General features: G+C 66.5%; 22 protein-coding genes. 7 read left to right on the top strand and 15 right to left on the bottom strand.

All coding sequences use genetic code 11. The annotated features are described in order from the left end of the window. Positions 1–58 precede the first annotated feature (58 nt). Genes mmsB through ACRARE_RS07295 form a run of 4 tightly spaced genes read right to left on the bottom strand, consistent with a single transcriptional unit; the run spans position 59 to position 3,609 of the window. Positions 59–931 carry a 3-hydroxyisobutyrate dehydrogenase gene (gene mmsB, locus ACRARE_RS07280; protein WP_432655763.1) on the bottom strand — a complete coding sequence of 291 codons (873 nt, stop codon included), beginning with the start codon at positions 929–931 and terminating at the stop codon, positions 59–61. Between the two features lie 39 nt (positions 932–970). Then, positions 971–2,005 (bottom strand): enoyl-CoA hydratase/isomerase family protein, encoded by a 1,035-nt coding sequence (locus tag ACRARE_RS07285; RefSeq protein ID WP_432655764.1) that lies wholly within the window; start codon positions 2,003–2,005, stop codon positions 971–973. Next, positions 2,002–3,141: an acyl-CoA dehydrogenase family protein gene (locus ACRARE_RS07290; protein WP_432655765.1), complete on the bottom strand. Its 1,140-nt coding sequence runs from the start codon at positions 3,139–3,141 to the stop codon at positions 2,002–2,004. The genes ACRARE_RS07285 and ACRARE_RS07290 overlap by 4 nt, the downstream gene beginning before the upstream one ends. 45 nt (positions 3,142–3,186) lie before the next feature. Beyond that, positions 3,187–3,609, bottom strand: a complete 423-nt coding sequence (locus tag ACRARE_RS07295; protein WP_432655766.1) for a hypothetical protein — start codon at positions 3,607–3,609, stop codon at positions 3,187–3,189. Positions 3,610–3,897: 288 nt separating this feature from the next. Here ACRARE_RS07295 and ACRARE_RS07300 point away from each other — a divergent pair, with 288 nt between their 5' ends. Beyond that, positions 3,898–4,302, top strand: a complete 405-nt coding sequence (locus ACRARE_RS07300) for a YkgJ family cysteine cluster protein (RefSeq protein WP_432655767.1) — start codon at positions 3,898–3,900, stop codon at positions 4,300–4,302. A gap of 42 nt (positions 4,303–4,344) precedes the next feature. Here the strand turns inward: ACRARE_RS07300 and ACRARE_RS07305 are convergent, their stop codons facing one another. Then, on the bottom strand, positions 4,345–5,844 hold the full coding sequence (locus ACRARE_RS07305) for a CoA-acylating methylmalonate-semialdehyde dehydrogenase (RefSeq protein WP_432655768.1): 1,500 nt from the start codon (positions 5,842–5,844) through the stop codon (positions 4,345–4,347). Between the two features lie 109 nt (positions 5,845–5,953). On the opposite strand from ACRARE_RS07305, the gene ACRARE_RS07310 reads away from it, so the two are divergent. The 3 genes from ACRARE_RS07310 to coaD all read left to right on the top strand — a co-directional run bounded on the left by ACRARE_RS07310 (position 5,954) and on the right by coaD (position 7,965). Continuing rightward, the gene (locus ACRARE_RS07310; RefSeq protein WP_432655769.1) at positions 5,954–6,844 is read left to right on the top strand and encodes a LysR family transcriptional regulator; all 891 of its coding nucleotides are present in this window, start codon (positions 5,954–5,956) and stop codon (positions 6,842–6,844) included. A 65-nt stretch (positions 6,845–6,909) separates the two neighbouring features. Continuing rightward, positions 6,910–7,344: a CBS domain-containing protein gene (locus ACRARE_RS07315; protein ID WP_432655770.1), complete on the top strand. Its 435-nt coding sequence runs from the start codon at positions 6,910–6,912 to the stop codon at positions 7,342–7,344. Positions 7,345–7,473: 129 nt separating this feature from the next. Continuing rightward, positions 7,474–7,965 (top strand): pantetheine-phosphate adenylyltransferase, encoded by a 492-nt coding sequence (coaD, locus tag ACRARE_RS07320; protein WP_432655771.1) that lies wholly within the window; start codon positions 7,474–7,476, stop codon positions 7,963–7,965. Here the strand turns inward: coaD and ACRARE_RS07325 are convergent. The 5 genes from ACRARE_RS07325 to tkt form a co-directional block, all read right to left on the bottom strand. Then, a complete protein-coding gene (locus tag ACRARE_RS07325) occupies positions 7,934–8,896 on the bottom strand; it encodes an alpha/beta fold hydrolase (protein WP_432655772.1) in 963 nt (320 codons plus the stop codon). The two genes, coaD and ACRARE_RS07325, sit on opposite strands and share 32 nt — an antisense overlap. A 74-nt stretch (positions 8,897–8,970) precedes the next feature. Beyond that, positions 8,971–9,114 (bottom strand): hypothetical protein, encoded by a 144-nt coding sequence (locus ACRARE_RS07330; RefSeq protein ID WP_432655773.1) that lies wholly within the window; start codon positions 9,112–9,114, stop codon positions 8,971–8,973. A gap of 241 nt (positions 9,115–9,355) precedes the next feature. Then, the gene (gene gap / locus ACRARE_RS07335) at positions 9,356–10,363 is read right to left on the bottom strand and encodes a type I glyceraldehyde-3-phosphate dehydrogenase (RefSeq protein WP_432655774.1); all 1,008 of its coding nucleotides are present in this window, start codon (positions 10,361–10,363) and stop codon (positions 9,356–9,358) included. Between the two features lie 217 nt (positions 10,364–10,580). Then, a complete protein-coding gene (gap, locus tag ACRARE_RS07340; protein WP_432655775.1) occupies positions 10,581–11,585 on the bottom strand; it encodes a type I glyceraldehyde-3-phosphate dehydrogenase in 1,005 nt (334 codons plus the stop codon). Between the two features lie 362 nt (positions 11,586–11,947). After that, positions 11,948–13,963, bottom strand: a complete 2,016-nt coding sequence (gene tkt / locus ACRARE_RS07345) for a transketolase (RefSeq protein ID WP_432656242.1) — start codon at positions 13,961–13,963, stop codon at positions 11,948–11,950. Between the two features lie 360 nt (positions 13,964–14,323). On the opposite strand from tkt, the gene ACRARE_RS07350 reads away from it, so the two are divergent. Beyond that, positions 14,324–14,860, top strand: a complete 537-nt coding sequence (locus ACRARE_RS07350) for a hypothetical protein (protein ID WP_432655776.1) — start codon at positions 14,324–14,326, stop codon at positions 14,858–14,860. After that, on the top strand, positions 14,860–15,264 hold the full coding sequence (locus ACRARE_RS07355) for a cell division protein ZapA (RefSeq protein WP_432655777.1): 405 nt from the start codon (positions 14,860–14,862) through the stop codon (positions 15,262–15,264). Before ACRARE_RS07350 ends, ACRARE_RS07355 begins: the two co-directional genes overlap by 1 nt. A 124-nt stretch (positions 15,265–15,388) precedes the next feature. Here ACRARE_RS07355 and grxD read toward each other — a convergent pair whose 3' ends face one another. The 5 genes from grxD to ACRARE_RS07380 all read right to left on the bottom strand — a co-directional run bounded on the left by grxD (position 15,389) and on the right by ACRARE_RS07380 (position 20,812). Further along, entirely contained in the window at positions 15,389–15,751 is a 363-nt protein-coding gene (gene grxD / locus ACRARE_RS07360; protein ID WP_432655778.1) for a Grx4 family monothiol glutaredoxin, read from the bottom strand. 126 nt (positions 15,752–15,877) lie between these two features. After that, complete coding sequence (locus ACRARE_RS07365) at positions 15,878–16,105, bottom strand: BolA/IbaG family iron-sulfur metabolism protein (RefSeq protein WP_432655779.1); 228 nt, start codon at positions 16,103–16,105, stop codon at positions 15,878–15,880. A gap of 96 nt (positions 16,106–16,201) precedes the next feature. Then, the gene (locus ACRARE_RS07370) at positions 16,202–16,840 is read right to left on the bottom strand and encodes a YrbL family protein (RefSeq protein ID WP_432655780.1); all 639 of its coding nucleotides are present in this window, start codon (positions 16,838–16,840) and stop codon (positions 16,202–16,204) included. 202 nt (positions 16,841–17,042) lie between these two features. Then, entirely contained in the window at positions 17,043–19,208 is a 2,166-nt protein-coding gene (gene purL / locus ACRARE_RS07375) for a phosphoribosylformylglycinamidine synthase subunit PurL (protein ID WP_432655781.1), read from the bottom strand. A gap of 689 nt (positions 19,209–19,897) precedes the next feature. Continuing rightward, a complete protein-coding gene (locus ACRARE_RS07380) occupies positions 19,898–20,812 on the bottom strand; it encodes a LysR family transcriptional regulator (protein ID WP_432655782.1) in 915 nt (304 codons plus the stop codon). A gap of 175 nt (positions 20,813–20,987) precedes the next feature. On the opposite strand from ACRARE_RS07380, the gene ACRARE_RS07385 reads away from it, so the two are divergent. Then, positions 20,988–24,401: an indolepyruvate ferredoxin oxidoreductase family protein gene (locus ACRARE_RS07385; protein ID WP_432655783.1), complete on the top strand. Its 3,414-nt coding sequence runs from the start codon at positions 20,988–20,990 to the stop codon at positions 24,399–24,401. Positions 24,402–24,535 lie beyond the last annotated feature (134 nt).

Below are 24,535 nucleotides of genomic sequence, written 5' to 3' on the forward strand. Positions count from 1 at the left end.
GGCAAAGCCTAGTGGGGGCAGGGGAGAGAGACAAGCGCGGGGGCCGTCTGGGGCTGGCTCAGCCCTGGTTGCGGCGCGAGAAGCGCGGCAGCATGGCCGAGAAGTCCTTGTCGCCGCCGCCCTCCTCTTCGACGAAGGTCGAGTAGAGGGCCTCGGCCGCAGCACCCATGGGGGTCTCGGCGCCGCTGCTTTGCGCGGCCAGCTGCGACAGGCGCAGGTCCTTCAGCATCAGCGCGGCGGCAAAGCCGGGCTGATAGTCGTTGTCGGCCGGCGATTTCGGCCCCACGCCCGGCGCCGGGCAATAGGCGTTCATCGACCAGCTGTAGCCCGACGAGGTCGAGACCACGTCGAACATCGCCTGCCGGTCCAGCCCCAGCTGATCGGCCAGGGCGAAGGCCTCGCAGGTGGCGATCATGGTGACGCCCAGGATCATGTTGTTGCAGATCTTGGCCGCCTGGCCATTGCCCGCGCCGCCGCAATGCACGGCCTTCTGGCCCATGATGTCGAACAGCGGCGAGACACGGGCAAAGGCCTCTTCCGAGCCGCCCGCCATGAAGGTCAGCGTGCCCGCATCGGCGCCGCCGGTGCCGCCCGAAACCGGCGCGTCGATTGCCAGAAGGCCGCGGGCGCTGGCGCTGTCGGCCACGGCGCGGGCGCTGTCGACATCCACGGTCGAGCAATCCAGGTGACAGGCGCCGGGCTGCATCACCGGCTGGATCTGTTCCGAGACCTGGCGCAGGATCTCGCCATTGGGCAGCATGGTGATCACCACCTCGGCCCCCCGGGCCGCATCGGCGGCGGTATTGGCCAGCGGCACCCCCGGCACTCGCACCGGGGCCATGTCATAGCCCGTCACCTCATGCCCGGCGCTGGCCAGGTTGCGGGCCATATGGGCACCCATGTTGCCCAGCCCGATGAAACCGATCTTCATCCTGTTCTCCTCCCTAATCGTCTTTCTGCCCGGCGCGCCTTACGGCCCGTCGAAGCGCAGTTCCTCTGCCAGCGGGGCCAGCATCGCCAGGGCCTCCTCGCGGGCGATGTCGAGCCCGTGGCGCCAGACCGGCTTGCGGTCACGGTCGATGATCTGGGCACGGACGCCCTCGATGAAATCCCCCTCGCTCATCGAGCGGAAGGTGAAGCGGTATTCCAGCGCCAGGGCGTCGCGGATGCCCGCGTCATCGTGCAGGCGGCGCAGCATCTCCAGCGTGGCGGCCATCGACAGCGGGCAGCCCGCGCGGATCGCCTTCAGCGCGCGATCGGCCAGGTCGTCCCCCTCTTCGGCGGCCAGTTCCTCGACGATCTCGGGCAGGTTGTCGCCCGCGAAGAGCGCATCCAGATAGGCCTGGTTCTCGGCCAGGCGCGAGGCGGGGGCGAAATGCCCGGCCTCTTCCAGCGCCTCGATGGTGCCGCTGGCGCAAAGCTGGGCCTTGGCCGCGTCCCATTCCTCTTCCGCCAGGAACAGATCGGCAAAGCCCGCGTGGATCGCATCGCCCGGACCCATGCGGGCGCCGGTCAGGCCCAGATAGGCCCCAAGCCGCCCCGGTGCGCGGGCCAGCAGAAGCGAGCCGCCCACGTCGGGCACAAGGCCGATGCCGCATTCGGGCATGGCGATCCGGGCGCTTTCGCCCACCACCCGGGTGGAGACGTGACAGCCGACGCCCACGCCACCGCCCATGACAAAGCCATGCAGGAAGCTGACGATGGGTTTGGGATATTCGGCCAGCAGGGCGTTCATCCGGTATTCGTCGCGCCAGAAGCGGCGGCCATAGTCGAAATCGCCCGCGCGGCCGGTCTCGTACATCTCGCGGATGTCGCCCCCGGCGCAGAAGGCCTTCTCGCCCTCGGCGTCGATCAGCACCAGGGCCACCTCGGGGTCGTCCCGCCAGGCCAGCAGCGCCTTTTCGATCTCCAGCGCCATCTCATGCGACAGCGCATTCAACGCCTTTTCCCGCGTCAGGGTGATACGCCCGGCGCGCCCGTCGCGCCGAATGGACAGATCGCTCATGAGGACAGAAGGCTCCTTGCCGTGATGAGGCGCATGATCTCGTTCGTGCCTTCGAGGATTTCGTGCACGCGCAGATCCCGCACCAGTTTCTCGATTCCGTAATCCGCAAGATAGCCGTAGCCGCCGTGCAGTTGCAGGCATTGATTGACGATCTTCGACCCGGCCTCGGTGACGAATTTCTTGGCCATGGCACAGTGCTTGGTGGCATCCGGCGCGCCCTGGTCCAGCTTCCACGCCGCCTGGCGCAGGAAGACGCGGGCGGCCTGCAACTCGATCTCCAGGTCGGCCAGGCGGAATTGCAGGGCCTGGAACTCGGTCAGGGATTTCCCGAAGGCGCGGCGCTCGTTCATATAGGCGATGGTGGCGTCCAGTGCGGCCTGGGCGGCGCCCAGCGAACAGGAGGCGATATTCAGCCGCCCGCCGTCGAGGCCCATCATCGCATAGGTAAAGCCGCGCCCCTCTTCGCCCAGCAGGTTGGCGGCGGGCACTGCGCAGCCGTCCATCTGCACCTGGCGGGTCGGCTGACTTTTCCAGCCCATCTTGCGCTCCAGCCCGCCGAAGCTGAGGCCGGGGGTGCCGTCGGCGATATAGAGGGTCGAGATGCCCTTGGGCCCTTCGCCGCCGGTGCGGGCCATGACCAGATAGCCGTCGGAATAGCCCCCGCCCGAGATAAAGGCCTTGGTGCCGGTCAGGGCATAGCCCGCCTCGGTCCGCTCGGCCCGGGTCTTCAGCGCCGCGGCGTCGGAGCCGCTGCCCGGTTCGGTCAGGCAATAGGACAGGACCCGGCGCATGGCGATGGCATCGCCCAGCACCTCGTCGCGCAGGGCGTCGCCCGCGAAGGCGTCGATCATCTTGGCGCACATGTTGTGGATCGACAGGAAGGCCGCCACCGAGGGGCAGGCCATGGACAGGGCCTCGAAGACCAGGGTGGCGTCCAGCCGGGTCAGACCCGCGCCGCCGCTTTCCTCGCGCACGTAAAGGCCGCCGAAGCCCAGCTCGCCCACTTCGGGCCAGAGGTCTTTCGGGATCTCGCCTGCCTCTTCCCAGGCGCCCGCATGGGGCGCGATCCTGTCCTGGCCAAAGCCATGGGCCATGTCGAAAATGGCCTGCTGTTCCTCGCTGAGTGCGAAATCCATCGGTTTCCTCCCTTTTGCCCGCTCTGCCCGGCGCGGCGCCTCTCCTCAGGCGCTTTGCTGGTGGATCAGGGCGTCTATCGTTCTTTGTCGCAGCCCCAGAATATCCAGGGCCTGTTCCTCGTCCGGCACGACCCGGTGGGTGATGCCGGGCACCTTGCTCCAGCTTTTCACCACATGGCCGGCCACCTTGCGCGCAATCGGCGTCGGCGCCACATGGACGAACAGCCGGTCGTGTTCCGAAGGCGCGAAGATCTCGGCCTTGCGCGCGTGCATCCGCAACAGATCCAGCACGTCCAGCTTCATCCCGGTCACGTCGCGCATGTCCAGCAGCTGGTTCAGATCCGGCCGCGCCTCGGGGTCGCGGGCGAAGTCGGTCAGCGCGCGCAGGCTGTCGCCGGGGCGTACAAGTCCCGCCAGGCGCACATAGGCCAGGCCGAAGGGCTTCAGGATCTGATAGCTACAGGACATCGGTGCGCCCCCCTGTCGGGTCACGGGGAATGGGTTCCCAATGTGTAGCAGCCCTGTGGCGTTCGTCCACGGGGGCGAATGGCACACGCGACGTCATGCATCCCTGGGGCCGGATCCCTCGCGGGGGTCGGCGCTCTCCTCCCTTTCTCTCCCTGTTCGGGCCTGGCGCCCGAATGCCGGGGCGGCCCTCTTTTCCCTCTTCCCGCCGACGCGGCGGCGGTGTAACGGGCAGCCAGCGCATCGCCGTCAGTCCCGTAGCTGCCGACCGGCGCTTCCCGAGCCCTCCTCATGACCCAGACAGCCCCTGATTGCCTGTCCTGCGGCGCCTGCTGTTTCGGCGCCCACGACCGCTATATCCGCCTCTTTCCCGAAGACCACGCCCGGGGCCTGCCCGATACGGCCTGGGTTCAGGACGGGGACGCCCGCTTCATGCGGATGTCCGACGGGCATTGCGCCCAGTTGACCCCCTTGCCCGGCGGTGGCCTGGCCTGCGCCGTCTATGACGCCCGGCCCACGGCCTGTCGCGCCTTCCGCGCGGGGTCTTTCGAATGTGGCCGCTCGCGCGCCCACCGGATGGTGCAGGCCGATGCGATCCGCCTGCCGCCCGTGTCCCTGCCCGAAACCCCGGACGAGGTGCCCGAGCCCGAGGTCATCGCCGCCCTGGGCCTGTCCCCGCTGCGCGGCCAGGCCTGAGGGCAGACGAAAAGGGGCGGCCCGAAAGCCGCCCCCGATGGATCAGTCCATGGCCTTGAAGTTGAACTCGCCACCTTCCTTGATGCCCGAGAACCAGCGCGCCGTGACGGTCTTGGTCTTGGTGTAGAAGCGCAGGGCGTCGGGGCCGTACTGGTTCAGGTCGCCGAAGGCCGATTTCTTCCAGCCGCCGAAGGTGAAGTAGGACAGCGGCACCGGGATCGGGAAGTTGATGCCGACCATGCCCACGTTCACCCGGTTGGCGAAGTCGCGCGCGGTGTCGCCATCGGCGGTGAAGATCGAGGTGCCGTTGCCGTACTGGTTGTCCATGGTCAGCTTCAGAGCCTCTTCGTAGGTCTCTGCGCGCACCTGGCTCAGCACCGGGCCAAAGATCTCTTCCTTGTAGATGTCCATGTCGGCGGTGACGTTGTCAAAGAGCGTCGGGCCCACGTAGAAGCCGTTCTCATAACCTTGCAGGGTCATGCCACGGCCGTCCTTCACCAGGGTTGCGCCCTGATCCACGCCCGAGGCGATCAGCCCCTCGATCCGCTCTTTCGCGGCGGCGGTGATGACGGGGCCGTAATCCACCTCATCCTCGGAGGTGTAGGGGCCGACCTTCAGTTTCTCGATGCGCGGGATCAGCTTTTCGATCAGCGTATCGGCGGTTTCCTTGCCCACGGGCACGGCCACCGAGATGGCCATGCAGCGTTCGCCGGCAGCGCCGAAACCGGCGCCCACCAGGGCGTCGGCGGCCTTGTCCATGTCCGCGTCGGGCATGATGATCATGTGGTTCTTGGCGCCGCCGAAGCACTGGGCGCGCTTGCCGTTGGTGGCGGCGCGGCCGTAGATGTACTGGGCGATCGGGGTCGAACCGACAAAGCCGACGGCCTGCACGGTCTCGTTATCCAGGATCGCGTCCACGACTTCCTTGTCACCGTTGACCACTTGCAGCACGCCATCGGGCAGGCCCGCTTCCTTGATCAGCTCGGCCAGGCGCAGCGAGGTCGAGGGGCAGCGTTCCGAGGGTTTCAGGATCATCGCGTTCCCGGCCACCAGGGCGGGGGCCATCTTCCACAGCGGGATCATGGCGGGGAAGTTGAACGGCGTGATACCGGCCACCACGCCCAGGGGCTGGCGCATCGAATAAAGGTCGATGCCCGGGCCGCCGTCGTTCATGTATTCGCCCTTCAGCATGTGCGGCGCGCCCATGCAGACCTCGACGACCTCAAGGCCACGCTGCACGTCGCCCCGGCCATCGGGCAGGGTCTTGCCGTGTTCGCGGCTGACCAGTTCGGCCAGCTCGTCCATGTGCTGGTTGATCAGGTCGCCGAACTTCATCATCACCCGGGCGCGACGCTGCGGGTTGGTGGCGGCCCATTTGACCTGCGCCTCGGCGGCGCGGGCCACGGCATCGTTCAGCTCTTCCACGGTGGCCAGCGGCACCTTGGCGATCACTTCGCCGGTGGCGGGGTTCATGACGTTGGTGAAACGGCCCGAGGTGCCCTTCACATGGGCGCCGTCGATGAAATGAGTCAGTTCCTGCATAGGATCCTCCTGAGAATTTGGGGGCAGGTTAGCCTTGCGTAAATGCCGGTTGAAGAGGAAAAACGGCAAAGAGGTTTTGCGAAAATGCCGGTACCGGCAAGGGGGCGCGATGAATTGGGATGATCTGCGGGTGTTTCTGGCGGTGGCCCGCCGCGAAAGCCTGTCGGCGGCGGCGCGGGGGCTGCGCATCGACCCGGCGACGGTCAGCCGCCGCATTGCCCGGCTGGAAGAGGAGACCGGCGCGGTGCTCTTTGCCAAGTCGCCCCAGGGCTACGCCCTGACCGAGGCGGGCGCGCGGCTGATGGCGCACGCGGTACAGGCCGAGGCGGCGCTGCTGGCGGGCCAGGCCGAGGTGGCCGGGCAGGGGGCGCAGGGCCTGTCGGGGCAGATCCGCATCGGCGCGCCGGACGGGGTGGCGAACTTTCTGCTGCCTGATGTCTGCGCCCGGATCCTCGACGAGAACCCCGAGCTGGAGATCCAGATCGTCGCCTTGCCGCGTCTGTTCAACCTTTCGCGGCGCGAGGCCGACATGGCCGTCACCGTCAGCGCGCCGACCGCCGGGCGGCTTCTGGTGCAGAAGGTCTCGGACTATCACCTGACCCTGGCTGCCACCCGCGCCTATCTGGACCGGCACCCGCCGATCCGTGCCCTGGACGATCTGCGCGGCCACCGCATGGTGGGCTATATCCCCGACATGATCTTCGACAAGGAGTTGGACTATCTCGAGGAGATCGGGGTCAGCCGGGTCAAGCTGGCCTCGAACTCGGTCTCGGTACAGTACCACTGGGTCGCCGGGGGCGCGGGGTTGGGCATCCTGCATGACTTCTCGCTGCCGCATCACCCCGACCTGGTCCGCGTCCTGCCAGAGCGGCGCCTGACGCGCAGTTTCTACCTGGTGCGCCACCAGGACGATGCGCGGCTGGAACGCCTGAACAGCTTTGCCGCCCTTCTGTCCGAGCGGCTACGGGCCGAGATTAACCGCAAGGAAGGGCTCTCTTGACAGGTTAGCGCAACCAGAGGACGCTTGAAGCCGAGGAGACCGGTTCAACCCAGGGAGGAGACCAGATGCTGGTTCAGCAGATTCTCAAGGCCAAGGACACTGAAGGCGTTTTCACCGTCAAACCGGAGGTCACGATCGGCGACGTGACGCAGATCCTGCGCGAGAAGCGGATCGGCGGCGTGGTGGTCAGCAGCGATGGCGAGGCCGCCGAGGGGATCCTGTCGGAACGCGACATCGTGCGGGCGCTGGCCAGCCGGGGCGAGGGGATTCTGGGCCTGACGGCGGCGGATCTGATGACCAAGCACCCGATCTGCTGCTCGCTCGAGATGAACTCGGACCAGGTGCTGACCAAGATGACCGAGGGCCGCTTCCGCCACATGCCGGTGGTTCAGGACGGGGTCCTGGTCGGCATCGTCACCATCGGCGACGTGGTCAAGGCGCGGCTGACCCAGCTTGCGGCCGAGAAGGACGCCTTGCAGGGCATGATCATGGGGCATTGACCCCGGGTCCTTCGCAGGTGCCGCATCGGTGCGGCATTTGCGGAAACCTCACAGAACACACGCTTCCGGCTTGCATTCCGGCGCGCAATATTGTTGCGTTCGCTGCACGTGCAAGCGGAGGAGAACCCTATGCGTATCGGCCTTTACCCCGGCACCTTTGACCCGGTCACGCTCGGCCATATCGACATCATCCGCCGGGCCACGGCGCTGGTCGACCGGCTGGTCATCGGCGTGGCGATCAACCGCGACAAGGGCCCGCTGTTCACCCTGGAGGAACGGGTCGAGATGATCGAGGCCGAGATCGGCCCGCTGGCCCGGGAAAGCGGTGTCGAGATCGTGGTGCACCCCTTCGAGAATCTGCTGATCCATTGCGCCCATGACGTGGGCGCCTCGCTGATCATCCGCGGCCTGCGCGCGGTCACTGATTTCGAATACGAATATCAGATGGTCGGCATGAACCGGGCGCTGGACGCCTCGGTCGAGACGGTCTTCCTGATGGCCGATGCCGGCCACCAGGCGATTGCGTCGAAGCTGGTGAAAGAGATCTGCCGACTGGAGGGCGACGTGTCGAAATTCGTCACCCCCAACGTCAACGATAAACTTCGGGCGAAGCTCTTTTGATCGTCAGGCTGCCGCGCATCTTCTCGGAGGCGTCGCGGATGAACTCCGCGCAGACCACCGGCTGGGTGAGCGGCAGCATATGCCCCCCCGGCACCAGCTTCAGACCCATCTGCGGGTGACGCCCGACCAGTTTCGCGCCGTGGATCTGCGGATCCAGGATGCGATCCTCGGTGCCGTAAAGCAGGCGCACGGGCACGGTCAGCCCGGCATACTTGCGTGACATCTCCTCCAGCCCGTCGCCGGACTGCATGTAGTCGCGGCTGCTATGGTAGAAATGGCTGGGTCGCAGGGTCAGCATGGCGCCGCCCTGGATCGGGGCGTTCGGCGGCATCTCCTCGGGGCCATAGACCTGGTCGATCACCGCACTGGCCTGGCGCAGGGCGGCGGGCGTCGCCACCGTCCAGGCGGCCAGCCAGCGCAGGAAGTCCGAGCGGATCTTCATCCCGTCGAACACCGGCGCCGGACGGCCCGCGCGCAGGGTCAGCGGCGCCAGCAGGGCCAGGCCGCGCAGCCGTTCGGCGTTTTGCACCGCCATGGCCAGGGCGATGGCACCGCCCAGGGAATGGCCCACCACCAGCGGCGCCTTGATGTCCAGCTTGTCCATGATCTCGAACATCAGCGCGGCGGTGTCGTCGGGCGCGCAGGGCTGTGTCAGGGGCCGTTCGGAATAGCCCATGCCGGGCCGGTCGATGGCAATCACCCGGTGGTCACGCGCCAGGTTGTCGATCAGCCCGCAGTCGAAATTGCCCATCTGGCCGCCCAGGCCGTGGATCAGCAGGATTTCGGGGCCCGCGCCCACGTCCAGGTAATGCAGCCGCCCGGTGGAAATGCGGGTGAAGCTGCCGCGCGGCGGCACCGCCTGTTCGGCGCGGCGTTTCCACAGGTATGTATTCAGCGCAAGGCCCGCGCCGCAAAGCAGAAGAAGGCTCACAAGCCCCAGAAACACGTACATTCTTCAGACCCAATTGGCGGCGGGGCCACCCATCCCCGACCGCGTTCAATGCCCTATCGCCAAAAGGCCAGCCATTCCACGAAATCCGCGAATTTGCGCATCAGGAACAGGGTATTTTCCCCCTCTCCGAAGCCGTTGTCCAGCACCAGAAGCGCCAGGATGACGACACCGATGATTATCGCGGTCCGGTTGGTCACGCAGGCTCCTCCGATGCGGCGACTGGGGTTCCCTATGCCCGAGGATGCCCTGTGTTTCAAGCGTTGCGGCCCGGCTCGGGGGGCGGGGTGATGCGAGGCCGCATCAGGGGGCGGTTCCTTGCCTGTGGCCGGGCTGGCGCGCGGTGCGGGACCGGGCCGAAAGGCCGGGCCGGGGCGAAACGAAAGGGGCCGGGCGGTGATCCCGCCCGGCCCCCGGTCTGTCCGTTCTGAAGGCCGGGCCTCAGAGGGTCTTGGCGATGGTGGCCGCCATGTCCGCCATGCGGTTGGAAAAGCCCCATTCGTTGTCGTACCAGGCCAGGACGCGGCACAGGGTTCCGTCCATCACCCGGGTCTGATCCAGCGCGATGGTCGAGGAATGGGCGTCGTGGTTCAGGTCGACCGAGACCAGCTTGCGGTCCGTCACCCCCAGGATGCCCTTCAGCGGGCCCGAGGCGGCGGCGGCGATGAAGGCCTCGTTCAACTCTTCGGCCGAGGTGGCGCGCTTTGCGGTGAAGGTCAGGTCGACGCAAGAGACGTTGGGGGTGGGGACGCGGATCGCCACGCCATCCAGCTTGCCCAGCAGGTCGGGCAGCACCAGACCCACGGCCTTGGCGGCGCCGGTCGAGGTGGGGATCATTGACATGGCGGCGGCGCGGGCGCGGTAAAGGTCGGAATGGCCCCGGTCCAGGGTCGGCTGATCTCCGGTGTAGCTGTGGACCGTGGTCATGAAGCCCTTCTCGATCCCCACCAGATCGTCCAGCACCTTGGCGGCGGGGGCCAGGCAGTTGGTGGTGCAGGAGGCGTTCGAGATCACCAGGTGTTCGGATTTCACGTCCTGATGGTTCACCCCCATGACGGCGGTGATATCCGCCCCCTTGCAGGGCGCCGAGGCCAGAACCCGTTTCGAGCCGTTCTCAAGATGCTTGGCCGAGCCTTCGCGGGTCTTGGTGAAGAGGCCGGTGCACTCCAGCGCGATATCCACGTCGCCCCAGGGCAGCTCTTCGGGGTTGCGCAGCGCGGTCACCTTGATCGGCCCCTGACCCACATCCATCCAGTCGGCGCCGGTGGCCACCTCGCCGCCAAAGCGGCCATGGACGCTGTCGTAGCGGAACAGATGGGCGTTGGTCTCGACATCGGTCAGATCGTTGACGGCCACGACTTGCAGATCTTCACGACCGCTTTCGGCGATGGCGCGCAGGACGAGGCGTCCGATCCGTCCGAAACCGTTGATGGCGACTGTGGTAACCATGGTCTGAGGTCCTTTGCTGGAAGGGGTGACATCGGGGTTCACGAGGGATGGCTCAGCGCGACACGCGAACGGTTAGCGCTAACTTCGCCCGCAAACTCTACCTCCGGGCGGCAAAGGTCAAGGGAAGGCATGGCACAATACGTAAAACCCGCCGGAATTCACCGGCGGGGTTCAGAGGCTGGGCTGGGGCGGCGCGACGGTGCGGCGCGCCCGGGATTTACTTTTGCAGGCGGCCCAGGGCGGCGGCCACATCGGCCATGCGCGCCGAGAAGCCCCATTCGTTGTCGTACCAGGCCAGGACGCGCACCAGACGCTTGCCGGTGACCTTGGTCTGATCGGGGGCAAAGATCGAGGACTGCTCGGTGTGGCAGAAGTCGATCGAGACCTTGGGTTCGGGATCGTAGCCCAGCACATGGCCCATGTGACCGGCGGCGGCTTCGCGCACCACCTCGTTCACATCCTCGACGGTGACGTCCTTCTTGGCGATGAAGGTCAGGTCGACGGCCGAAACGTTCGGGGTGGGCACGCGGATGGCCGAGCCGTCCAGTTTGCCCTTCAGCTCGGGCAGCACCTCACCCAGGGCCTTGGCGGCGCCGGTGGAGGTGGGAATCTGGCTCATGGCGGCGGCGCGGGCGCGGTACAGGTCACCATGGCGGCGGTCCAGGGTCGGCTGGTCGCCGGTGTAGCTGTGGATCGTGGTCATGATGCCCGAGTCGATGCCGATCGCATCGTTCAGCACCTTGGCCAGGGGCGCCAGGCAGTTGGTGGTGCAGGACCCGTTCGAGATCATGTTGTCGCCCGCCACCAGGTCGCGGTGGTTGACGCCAAAGACGATGGTCTTCTGCACGTTCTTGGCCGGGGCCGAGATCAGCACGGCCTTGGCGCCACGTTCCATATGGACCTTGGCCTTTTCGCCGTCGTTGAACTTGCCGGTGCATTCCAGCACCACGTCAACGCCTTCCCAGTCGAGTTCCGAGGGATCGTAGGTCGAGAAGACCTCCATCGGGCCGCGACCGATGTCCATCGTGTTGCCCGCGATCTTGACCTCATTGCCGAAGCGGCCATGGACGCTGTCGTATTTCAGCAGATGCGCATTGGTCTCGATGGGGCCGGTGGCGTTCATCTTGACGACTTGCACGTCATTGCGGGCGGCCTCGGCGATATAGGCGAGCGTGCAGCGCCCGATGCGACCGAAACCGTTGATGCCGAGAGTGACCGTCATGCCGATAGCTCCTGCTGAAAAACCTGCGCTGTCCATAGCCGAAGGGAGCCCCCAGGGGTAGGGAGAAAACTGTTTTTAGCCAGTATGTTAGCGAAAACATCCCGAGGGTCGGGGCTGGTTGCGCTAACCGTAATACGGGTTCGCGCTAACAGGTGCTGCGCTGCGGCGTCGCGGGGCGGGCGGGGGGAATCGCCTGTGGCTGGCCGGGCAGGGGGCGCTGCCCCCCGCGCGTGCCGCGCGTCCCCCGGAGTATTTTCGGCTGTCGGATGAGGGGGGGGGCGGCGCCCGGAGGGGCGGGCGGGCAAAGAAAAAGGCCGGGCGCCACGGGGGCGACCGGCCTTTGCAGATCAGGGATCTGGCGCTCAGAGCAGGGCTTTGACCTGGTCGGCCACGGCCTGGGCGGTGATGCCGAACTTTTCGTAAAGCTCTTCCGCAGGCGCCGAGGCGCCGAAACTGGACATGCCGACGAAACCGGCCTTGGCCTCGCGGCCACGCTCGCCCAGAAGCCACTTGTCCCAGCCCTGGCGCACACCGGCCTCGACCGCGACGCGGACCGGGCCCGCGGGCAGGACGCGGCGGCGCAGTTTCTCGTCCTGCTCTTCGAAGAGTTCCCAGCAGGGCATCGAGACGACGCGGGTGCCGATGCCTTCGGCCTCGAGCAGGGCCTTGGCCTCCATGGCGATGGCCACTTCGGACCCGGTGGCCATGACGATGGCCTGACGCTTGCCCTCGGCCTCGGCCAGGACATAGGCGCCCTGGGCGACCAGGTTCTTCGACTTGTGCTCGGTCCGCAGGGTGGGCAGGTTCTGGCGGGTCAGCGACAGCACCGAGGGGGTGCCCTTCTGGCTGAGCGCGATCTCCCAGGCTTCGGCGGTTTCCACCGCGTCGGCGGGGCGGAAGACCAGGGTGTTGGGGGTGGCGCGGCACATGGCCAGATGTTCCACAGGCTGGTGCGTGGGGCCATCTTCGCCCAGGCCGATGCTGTCATGGGTCATGACATAGACCGGGGCCACCTGCATCAGGGCCGACAGGCGCATCGCCGGGCGGGCGTAGTCGGTGAAGCAGAAGAAGGTGCCCGAGTAGGGTTTGATCCCGCCATGCAGGGCCATGCCGTTCATCGCGGCGGCCATGCCATGTTCGCGGATGCCCCAGTGCACGAAGCGGCCCTTGCGGTTGTCGGTGTCGAAGATGCCCAGGTCGCCGGTCTTGGTGTTGTTCGATCCGGTCAGGTCGGCCGAGCCGCCGATGGTTTCGGGCAGCACCGGGTTGATCACCTCGAGCGCCATTTCCGACGCCTTGCGGGTCGCGACCTTGGGCTGGGTTTCCGAGATCTGCTTTTTCAGCGCGCGCACCACCGCCGACAGCTTCTTGGGCATCTCGGCCTCGAAGCGGCGCTGGAATTCCTGCTGGCGGCGTTCGGTCTGGTTGCCCAGGCGGCCTTCCCAGGCGAACCGTTCCTCGGCGCCGCGGCGGCCGATCTCTTCCCAGGCGGATTTCACATCGGCCGGGATTTCGAAGGCGCCGTAGTTCCAGCCATAGGCGGCCTTGGCGGCCTCCAGCTGCTCGGCGTTGGTCAGCGCGCCGTGCCCCTTCGAGGTGTCCTGGGCGGCGTGACCCAGGGCGATATGGGTCTTGCAGGCGATCATCGAGGGCTTGCCCGCCTTCTTCGCCGCCTCAAGGGCCGCGTCGATCTCATCGGGGTTGTGGCCGTCGATTTCCTGCACATGCCAGCCATTGGCCTTGAAGCGCATGACCTGGTCGGTCTTCGAGGACAGTTCGACCGTGCCGTCGATGGTGATGTTGTTGTTGTCCCACAGCACGATCAGCTTCGACAGCTCGTGACGGCCCGCCAGCGAGATCGCCTCTTCCGACACGCCTTCCATCAGGCAGCCGTCGCCGGCGATGACATAGGTGTAGTGGTCGACCAGCTTCTTGCCGAACTGGGCGCGCAGCATTTCCTCGGCCATGGCAAAGCCCACGGACATGGCGATGCCCTGACCCAGCGGGCCGGTGGTGGTCTCGATCCCGTTGGCCAGGAAGTTCTCGGGGTGGCCTGCGGTGCGGGCGCCCCACTGGCGGAAGTTCTTAATCTCTTCGATCGGGAACTGCTCGTAGCCGGTCAGGTGCAGCAGGGAATAGAGCAGCATCGAGCCGTGGCCCGCCGACAGGATGAACCGGTCACGGTCGGCCCAGTTGGGCTGGGTGGCATCGAATTTCAGGTGCTTTTCGAACAGCACGGTGGCCACGTCGGCCATGCCCATGGGCATCCCGGAATGGCCGGAATTGGCGGCGGCGACGGCGTCGAGGGTCAGGGCCCGGATCGCGGTGGCCTTGGACCAATGGTCGGGGTGTGCGGTGCGCAGCGCGTCGATATCCACGTCGGGTTCCTCTCGCAGGTCAGGCATCTGATGTTAGCGCGCTCATAGCAGCCGCGGCGCGAAAGGCAAGCGTAGCAGGCCCATTCCGCCGCTTTTCGCAGCGTATTTGGGAAAGGCCCCGGGTTTCGTTACACTCGTGCGAACAACGGTCGGAGCTGTGATTCGCCTGTATTGCCAAGGCCCTGCGCCGAAGGGTTCATGCAAGGACCGCCCCCCGGGCCGCTGTTGCCGGGAAATGCGGTTTTTGGCTGGACCCGGGCGGTATGACGGGCGAAGGAGGGGGCATGACAGCGCGACAAACGACCAGAGGCGGGCAAACGGGCCGAAAGGCCCCCGAAACGGGCTGTGTGAGACGAGCTTATGAGTAACCTGGACAATTTGCAGGGCCGGATCCTGGCCGCGATGGAGCGGATCGGGGCCGGTGTCGAAGGGCTGGCGGCGCCCGCGCCGGTGGCCAGCTGGCCCGAGGGCGAAAGCCCCGAGGAGCTGCGCCAGCAGCTGGAGGATGAGCGCACCGTCACGGCCCAGCTGGACGAGCGGGTGAAGGCGCTGCATCTTCGCCTGGAAGAGATGGAGGCGGCCCTGGCCGAGGCGGCGCAGGCGCCCAGGGGCCCCGACCCCGAGGTGGCGGGCGCCCTGGCCCGTATGGACGAGGACATGGCGCGGCTGCGCGCCGCCAATGCGGCCCTGCGCGACAACAACCGCCTGCTGCGCGAGGCCCAGGGCAAGGCGTCCTATGAGCTGATGAACGCCGCCCTGGCCACCGAGCTGGAGGCGCTGCGCGCCGATCATGCCGCGGCCCAGGGCGAGGCGGCCACGATCCTGGCGGCGCTCACCACGCTGGTGGCCGAGGTGCCCGAGGCCGCAGGCGCTGGTGCAGAAGAAGGAGGGGTCTGATGCCCGAGGTGGAAATCTCTATCGGCGGTCGCCGCTTCGACGTGGCTTGCCAGGAAGGCGAAGAGCATTTTCTGGAAACCGCCGCCGGTCTTCTGGACCGCGAGGCGGTGACCCTGGTGCAGCAGACCGGGCGCATTCCCGAAAGCCGCATGTTGCTGATGGCCGGGCTGATGCTGGCCGACCGGACCGCCGGGATGGAAGACAAGGTGCAGGTGCTGCAAGAGCAGCTGGCGCAGATGCAGCAGGAGCTGGAGGCGCTGCGCACCGCGCCGCCGCCCGAGCCGCGGGTGATCGAGGTGCCGGTGGTGCCCGATGCGGTCACCGACACCCTGGCCGAACTGGCCGCCCGGGCCGAGGCCCTGGCCGACCGGGTCGAGGAAAAGGCCGCCGAGGCAGAGGGCTGAGCCCGGTCCGCTATCGGGCCGGTCCAGACAGACCCGAGAGATGAAAAACCGGAGCGGAAGGTCTCTTCCGCTCCGGTTTTGCTTTTCTGGTCCGAGGTCTGGGCCTCTGGAAACCCCTTGAAGATCAAGCGTTTGCGGCGCGGATCTTTTCGGCGGCGTCCTTGTCGTAGGTGACGCCGTTCTCGTCGAACAGGCCGTCCAGCTCGCCCGACAGGGTCATCTCGGTGATGATGTCGCAGCCGCCCACGAACTCGCCCTTGACGTAAAGCTGGGGGATGGTCGGCCAGTCGGAATACTCCTTGATGCCCTGGCGGATCTCGTCATCGGCCAGCACGTTCACGTCGGTGTAATCGACGCCCATGTAGTTCAGCACCCCCGCCACGCGGCTGGAGAAGCCGCACTGCGGCATGGTCTTGGTGCCTTTCATGTAAAGCACCACGTCATTGGCTTTGACGGTCTCGTCGATACGGGTCTTGGCGTCGGTCATGTCTTGCTCCTTCGGTAGGCGCGCCGTCCTTGCGCGCGCCGCACCCGCCAGTTGCGCGGGCCGTGTTTCACGAAAGCCGTAAGGGGCGGCGCGCCAGCCGGGCGCCGATCACGGCTGCATTTTCGGTCAGGGCGCCCGGGTGGTCAGCGCCAGGGCGTGCAGTTCGCCGCTGTCCAGCTTGGCCTTCACCGCCGCATTCACGGCGCGTTGCTGCTGTACGCGGTTCATGCCGCGAAAGCTTTCATCCTCGACCATGGCCGAGAAATGCTGCCCGTCATCGCCTTGCACGACGATCTTCGCGTCGGGAAAACTTTCACGGATAAGGGCTTCGATATCCGAGGCCTGAATCGCCATGTGTCGCTCCGTTGGGTCGTTCGGACAGAATGTATGCGAGGGGCGGCGGGCTCGCAAGGGGAGGGGCCGCGCAAGCGATGTGCACGCGGGGGCAGCTTAGGGCGCGGGCGCGAAGGCCTCCAGCCGGGCCAGCAGGGCGGCCTTGTCGCGGGCCAGATGGCGCAGCCGGGCGCGGCGCGAGAAGATCCGCAGGCGGATCAGCACCCGGTCGCCCAACCCCTCGATCAGCACCAGCCGTTCGGGCGGGCCCGACAGCACGATATTGCCCGGGTGCAGGTCCTGGGTGACCAGGCCGCTGGTGGCGATCTGCTCGAACAGCTCGTCGATCAACGCCAGCAACGTGCCGTCGACCCGGCCCGCGCGCGCCAGGTCCACCAAGGTGGGGGCCGGGGCGCCATCGGCGCCCGCGATCCGCTCGACCGCGAAGGCGGGGCCAAGATCGGTGCGCGCGAAGCCGAAGAGCAGCGGCAGGAAGCGCGGCACCTCGTTGTTGCGCGCCAGGGCCGCCAGGTATTCCTCGTATTCACGATACCAGTTCACCAGCCCGCGATAGCGCCAGACGGCAAAGCGTTTCAGCCCGGGTTTGGCGGCATTGCGGAAATGGCGGCTTTGGCGGCGCGGCACCTTCAGCAGCACGTCAGGGGCATCGGGGTGCTGGTAGACAAGGCTTTCCTTGCCCTTTGCCAGGGGGATCCGGTCGGAAAGCGGGATGAGGTCCGAGAGGGCGGCGGGCATGATCTGACCCCAGTTTGTGACGGTTTTGTCGCGCTTATATGACAGCTTTCGCGGAGGCACGACAGCGCTGCGCAAAACGTGATCGGCCGGGGAGAGGGCCCGGGGGGCGGGAATGCGCCAGAAAGGCGAAGGGCGGCGCCGGTCTGCCCGGCGCCGCCCCCTTGATCCCTGTCTGGCCGCCTGTGGCGACCGGGTGCCCTGGTCAGGCGAAATGCGCGCCGAAGGCGCCGCGATAGAGGGCCGACAGTTCCGCCAGCGGGGCAGAGACGCCGCCCAGGGTGACCATGTCGCCGCCGAACTTGCCCACGGTGGTGACGGTGACGCCCGCCTTGCCCGCGTTGACCATCAGCGCCTCGGCCTGGTCGAAGTTGCAGGCCACCAGGTAACGCGCCTGATCCTCGCCGAAAAGCTGGCCCTGATCGGTGTCGTCCAGGGTCACGCCGACGCCTGCGGCCTCGGCCATTTCGAAGGCCGCCAGGGCCAGGCCGCCGTCGCTGAGGTCGGTGCAGACCTTGATCCAGTCGGTGTTGTCGCGGATGAAGTCGCCGTTGCGCTTCTCGGCCTCCAGATCCACATGGGGCGCGTCGCCGTCGGTGCGGTTGAACACCTCGGCCAGCAGGGCCGACTGGCCCAGGTGGCCGGTGGTGTCGCCGATCAGCAGGGCCACATGGCCGTCGCGCGCCTGGCCGGTGATGGCCTGGCTTGCGTCCTTGATCAGACCCACGGCGCCGATGGTGGGGGTGGGCAGGATCGCCGAACCGTCGGTTTCGTTGTAAAGCGAGACGTTGCCCGAAACGATCGGCATATCCAGCGCCAGGCAGGCCTCGCCGATGCCCTGGATGGCGCCGACGAACTGGCCCATGATCTCGGGCTTCTCGGGGTTGCCGAAGTTCAGGTTGTCGGTCGAGGCCAGCGGCTTGGCGCCGGCGGCGGTCAGGTTGCGATAGGCCTCGGCCACGGCCTGGCGGCCCCCCTCGACCGGGTTCGCCTTGACGTAGCGCGGGGTCACGTCGCTGGTGAAGGCCAAGAGCTTGTCGGTGCCATGCACCCGCAGCAGGCCCGATCCGAAGCCGGGGCCGCGGGTGGTGTCGGCCATGACCATGCTGTCGTATTGCTCGTACACCCACTGGCGCGAGCAGTAGTTGGGCGAGGAGATCAGCGCCTTCAGCCCGTCGATGGCGTCGACGGCGGGGATATCCTCATCCGTCAGCGGCTCGGCGGCAGGGGTGGGCACATGGGGGCGGTCGTATTCCGGCGCCGAGGACGACAGTTTCGACAGCGGCACATCGGCCCAGATCTTGCCCTGATGATGGATCTCGAAACGGTCCTCGGCGATGGTCTCGCCGACGATGGCAAAGTCGAGATCCCATTTCTCGAAGACGGCGCGGGCCTCGGCTTCCAGCTCGGGGTTCAGCACCATGAGCATCCGCTCCTGGCTTTCCGACAGCATCATCTCGTAGGCGGTCATGTTCGGCTCGCGCTGCGGCACGTCGTCGAGGTTGAGCCGGATGCCCAGACCGCCCTTGTCGCCCATTTCCACCGCCGAACAGGTCAGACCCGCCGCGCCCATGTCCTGGATCGAGATCACGGCGCCGGTCTGCATCAGTTCCATGCAGGCTTCCATCAGGCGCTTTTCGGTGAAGGGGTCGCCGACCTGGACGGTGGGACGCTTCTCTTCGATGGTATCGTCGAACTCGGCCGAGGCCATGGTGGCGCCGCCGACGCCGTCCCGGCCGGTCTTGGCGCCGAGGTAAACCACCGGCATCCCGACACCGGAGGCGGCGGAGTAGAAGATCTTGTCGGCATCGGCCAGACCGGCGGCAAAGGCGTTGACCAGGCAGTTGCCGTTATAGGCGGGGTCAAAGCGGACCTCGCCGCCCACGGTCGGCACGCCGAAACAGTTACCGTAGCCGCCCACGCCTTCAACCACGCCATGCACCAGCTGGCGGGTCTTGGGGTGGTCCTTTTCCCCGAAGGACAGCGAGTTCATCGCCGCGATCGGCCGGGCGCCCATGGTGAAAACATCGCGCAGGATGCCGCCCACGCCGGTGGCCGCGCCCTGGTAGGGCTCGATGTAGGAGGGGTGGTTGTGGCTTTCCATCTTGAAGATGACCGCCTGGCCATCGCCGATGTCCACCACGCCCGCGTTCTCGCCGGGGCCGCAGATCACCTGGGGGCCCTCGGTGGGCAGGGTGCGCAGCCACTTCTTCGACGACTTGTAGGAGCAGTGTTCGTTCCACATGGCCGAGAAGATGCCCAGCTCGGTGAAGGTGGGGGCCCGGTTCAGGATCCGCAGGATCTCGGCGTATTCCTCGTCATTGATGCCGTGGCTTGCGATCAGGTCTTCGGTGATGTCCGGCTCTTGCATGGGATCCCCCTGGGTGACGTTGGGGGGGATTTACGCCAGAGCGCGGCTTTGGGGAAGGGGGGCAGGGCGATTTCCCATGGACTGTGGGGGATGGCGCGGCAACTGGGCGGCTCGGCGGGCGCTGCCCTCGTTGCCGGAGGCGACGGGCGGAAAGGGGAGGTGGGGGGCTCTGCCCCCGTCCGCCGGGGCGGACTCCCCCGGAGTATTTTCAGCCCGGTGATGATGCGGGACAAGACCCGGAATGGCTCCCTCCTTCTGCCATGAAGAGCGTGGCACGCTCCTGAACCGGAAGGAGGCCGCCCATCAGGGCAATGTTTCCCATCATCACCGGGCTGAAAATACTCCCGCCGGAGGCTCTCTCCAGAGAGAAAGCAGAAAAGGGGGGGGCGGGGGCAGGACGTTCGTTGCAGGCGCGGGCAAAAAAAAGGCCGGACACAAAGTCCGGCCAAGTCCAACAGGGAGGTATGAAGATGATGCGCCGCTAGGCGCGATCACCATCGAGTGCCCAGATATTGGTCGGAGTTGAAACGATCAAGCCCCAAAGTGCCCTGCTTTCTACATTGCTGCTATGCAAGCAATGCAGGGCCCTTTCGCCAGCGTTCACAGGCGACGGATCGCAGGGGAAAAGCGACGCCGCGCCGAGGTCTGGCCCGGGCGCGGCGGCGTCGTGGTTTGCCTGATCGGCGGGGTCAGTCAGAGTCGCGGTCGCGCAACTCGCGGATCGTGCGGCGGTGCGCCATGATCTCGTCCTGGACGAAATCGCGGAAGGCGGCGACGCGTTTCGAGTGGCGCAGCTCTTCGGGGAAGGCGAGGAAGACCGGCACTTCGCCCGACTCGATGTCGGGGAAGATCCGCTCCAGGGTCGGGAAATCCTCGACGATGTAATCGGGCAGCACGCCGATGCCGAGGTTGTGGATCACCGCCTGCAAGACGCCGAAGTAGTTATTCACCGTCAGGGTCGAGCGGACGTCGGAACTCATCAGCTGGTTGACCAGGGCGCCGCCCGCGGCCACCTGCGGCGCGGCGGGGGTCTGGCAGATCAGACGGTGGGTCGACAGATCCTCGATGGTTTCGGGCTTGCCGTAGCGGGCGATGTAATCGGCCGAGGCATAGCAGCGCATTCGGATCGACATCAGCTTCTTGCGGATCAGGTCGGCCTGGCTGGGTTCCTTCATCCGCACCGCCACGTCGGCCTCGCGCATGGGCAGGTCCAGCACCCGCTCTTCCAGCATCAGGTCGATCTTCAGATCGGGATACTGCTCGTACAGCTTGGGCAGGCGCGGCGCCAGCCACAGGGTGCCGAAGCCCACGGCGGTGGTCACCCGCAGTTCGCCGAACACCTCTTCCTCGCTGTCGCGGATCCGCGCGGTGGCGGTTTCCAGGCGCTTGGCCATGGCGCGGGTCGCGTCGAACAGCAACTCGCCCTGTTCGGTGAGAATCAGCCCCCGCGCGTGGCGGTGGAACAGGGTGGTGTTCAGGCTCTCTTCCAGGCCGCGGATTTGGCGGGAAACTGCCGACTGCGACAGGTGCAGCGCATCACCGGCATGGGTGAGGCTGCCCGCATCCGCGACCGCGTGAAAGATTCTTAGCTTGTCCCAATCCATGGTGAAACTGCCTGTCGTGACCCGTGCGGGTTTGAGAAACTAAATACCATCGTTTTCGTGGCGCTTGTCTTAACGTTAGCCCGAAACGAGGGATAGGAGAAAGTCGGGAATTCCGGGGATAGGTCATTCGTTCTGACCCGAACCTGCCGTATGGTGAGGCAGAGGAGGAGCAGCCATGACCCATCAGAGGATCTCGCTCGACGATCGCTTCGATATCACCAAAAGTCCGGTTCTGTTGAATGGCACACAGGCGCTGGTGCGCCTGATGCTGCATCAGGCGGCGCGTGATCGCGCCCAGGGGCTGAACACCGCCGGGTTCTGTACCGGCTATCGCGGCTCGCCCCTGGGGGCGGTCGACATGCAGATGCACCGCGCCGAGCGGTTGCTGAACGCCGCCTCGATTCGCTTTCAGGAGGGGCTGAACGAGGATCTGGCCGCCACCGCTCTGTGGGGCGCGCAACAGGCCGAGCTGCGCGGCGAGGGGAAATACGACGGCGTCTTCGGCCTGTGGTACGGCAAGGGCCCGGGCGTCGACCGTTCGGGCGATGCGATGAAACATGCCAACATGGCCGGCACCTCGCCCCATGGCGGAGTGCTGATGGCCATGGGCGACGACCACACCGGCGAAAGCTCGACCGTGCTGCACCAGTCCGAATGGGCGCTGGTCGATGCCTATATGCCCATCGTCAGCCCCGCCGGGGTGCAAGAGATCCTGGACCTGGGCGTCTACGGCTGGGCGCTGAGCCGCTATGCCGGGGTCTGGGTCGGGCTGAAGACGATGAAGGACACGGTCGAGGCGACCTCGGTCGTGGATGGCGATCCGCACCGAATGAAGCTGGTCTTGCCGCAGGATTTCGAGATGCCCGAGGGCGGGCTGAACATCCGCCTGGGCGACAGCCCGGTCGAGCAGGAAGCGCGGATGGTCGATTACAAGCGCTTCGCCGCCGAGGCCTTCGCCCGCGCCAACCGCATCGACAACCGCATGTGGGGCAAGCCGGGGGCCAGGATCGGCATCGTCTCGGCGGGCAAGAATTACCTCGACGTGGTTCATGCCCTGTCCCTGCTGGGCATCGACGAGGCGGAGGCCGAACGGCTGGGCGTGACCACATACAAAGTGGCCCAGGTCTGGCCGCTGGACATGGCGGGCTTCCGCGACTGGGCGGCGGGTCTGGACCTGATCGTGGTGGTCGAGGAAAAGCGCAAGCTGCTGGAAGTGCAGATCAAGGAGGCGATCTTTGACGACCGCCAGGGGCGCCGGGTCTATGGGGCACGCAAGGGCGGGCTTGGCTCGGACGAGCTGTTCCAGGTCAAGGGTGCCCTGGATCCCGTTGAGATCGCAGAGAAACTCGGCCAGATCCTGATCGAGGAGGGGCGCGACAGCGATCGCATTCGTGCCGGGCTGCAGGCCCTGGGCGAGGTGCGGCGCAACGACAATGTCACGGATATCGCGGCCCGGCTGCCCTATTTCTGCGCCGGTTGCCCGCACAACACCTCGACCAAGCTGCCCGAGGGCAGCCGCGCCTATGCCGGGATCGGCTGTCACTACATGGTGCAGTGGATGGACCGCGAAACCAGCGGCTTTACCCATATGGGGGCCGAGGGCGCGAACTGGATCGGCGAGGCGCCCTTCTCGACCCGGCCCCATGTGTTCCAGAACCTGGGCGATGGCACCTACAACCACTCGGGCATCCAGGCGATCCGCGCGGCCCAGGCGGCGGGGACCACCATCACCTACAAGATCCTGTTCAACGACGCCGTGGCCATGACCGGCGGCCAGAAGAACGAGGGCGGGCTGACCGCCTATCGCATCGCGGCAGAGCTGATGGCCATGGGCCTGTCTCATGTGGCGCTGGTCTACGACGAAAAGGAAAATGTCGATCTTTCGCAAGTGCCGCAAGGGATTGAGGTTGCCGAACGGGCCGATCTGCTACGTGTTGAAGAGAATATCGCAAAGGTCGAAGGGGTCTCGGCGATCCTTTACGTGCAGACCTGCGCGGCGGAAAAGCGGCGGCGGCGCAAGCGCGGCCAGTTCCCGGACCCCGACAAGCGGGTCTTCATCAACACCGATGTCTGCGAGGGCTGCGGCGATTGCGGGGTGCAGTCGAACTGCGTCGCCATCGTCCCCGAAGAGACCGAGCTGGGCCGCAAGCGGGCCATCGACCAGTCGGCCTGCAACAAGGACTTCAGCTGTCTGAAAGGGTTCTGCCCCAGCTTCGTGACCCTGGAAGGGGCCACGCCGAAGAAGGAAAGCGGGACCCATCTGGACCTGCCCGAGGATATGCCGCTGCCCACGCTGCCGCAGATCCAGGGCACCCATAATATCGTCATCACCGGGGTCGGTGGCACCGGGGTTGTGACCATCGGCGCCGTGCTGGCCCAGGCCGCGCAGATCGACGGCAAGGGGGCGGGAATGATGGAGATGGCGGGCCTGGCCCAAAAGGGCGGCGCCGTGCATATCCACCTGAGGATTGCCGAAAAGCCCGGCGATATCAGTGCAATACGCGTCGCAACGGGCGAGGCGGATGCGCTGATCGGCGGCGATCTGGTGGTCAGCGCCGGGTCGAAGACCCTGGGCCTGACCCGCACCGGGCGCACCGGGGCGGTGGTCAACAGCCATGACATCGTCACCGGTGACTTCACCCGAAACACGGAATTTTCCATTCCTTCTGATAGGTTGGAGCTGCAACTTCAGGCGCGACTTAAGGAAGGTCTGGTGCTGTTCGATGCCAGCGAACTGGCCCGGGCGACCATGGGGGATTCCATCTTCTCCAACATGATGGTGCTGGGCGCCGCCTGGCAACGCGGCCTGGTGCCGCTGAGCCAGGAGGCGATTGCCCAGGCGATCGCGCTGAACGGGGCGGCGGTCGAGCGCAATCTGCGCGCCTTCGAAATCGGTCGCTGGGCGGCGCTGAACCTGCGCGAGGCCGAGCGTTTGGCCGCGCCGCAGGTCGAAGAGGCCAAGCCGCGGACGCTGGAAGAGATCATCGCCTTCCGCGCCGACCATCTGCGCCAGTACCAGAACCGGCGGCTGGCGAAGAAATACCGCGCCTTCGTCGAGCGTTTCACCGATCCGGCGCTGCAAGAGGCGGTGGCCAAGGGCTATCACAAGCTGTTGGCCGTAAAGGACGAATACGAGGTTGCCCGGCTGCTTCTGGACACCCGCGCCAAGGCGGCGCAACAGTTCGACGGCGATTTCCGCATGACCTATCACTTGGCCCCGCCGATCTTCGAGAAGATGGGCAGCGATGGCCGCCCGGTGAAGCGCGCCTTCGGCGAGGGGATGCGGCGGTCCCTGTGGCTTCTGGCCCATCTGAAGGGTCTGCGCGGCACCGTTCTGGACCCGTTCCGCCGCCTGGAGGAACGCCGGATGGAGCGCGCGCTTCTGGCCCAGTACGAAGCGGATATGGGCCAGATCGCAAAGGGTTACGATCCGGAGTTGAAGGACGTTGCCGTGGCCCTGGCCGAGCTGCCCCTGTCGATACGGGGCTTCGGCCCGGTGAAGGCGGCCAACGAGGCGCGGGCGGCCAAGACCCGCGAAGGCCTCTTGGCGCAGTTGCGCGACGGCCCGCTGCGCGCCGCCGCCGAGTGAGAGGGGGCGCTTCGGCGCCCTCTTGCCGGTCCCTCTGCCGCCGATTTGGGGCTGCATCGGACCATGCTTAACTGAATGGCAAGAACGCTGCGCTTCGATGGCGTGGGCAGCACGGGCGCAGGCCCGCGCTGCCT

The organism is Pseudooceanicola aquaeponti (genome assembly GCF_050897975.1).
Lineage (GTDB): Bacteria > Pseudomonadota > Alphaproteobacteria > Rhodobacterales > Rhodobacteraceae > Pseudooceanicola.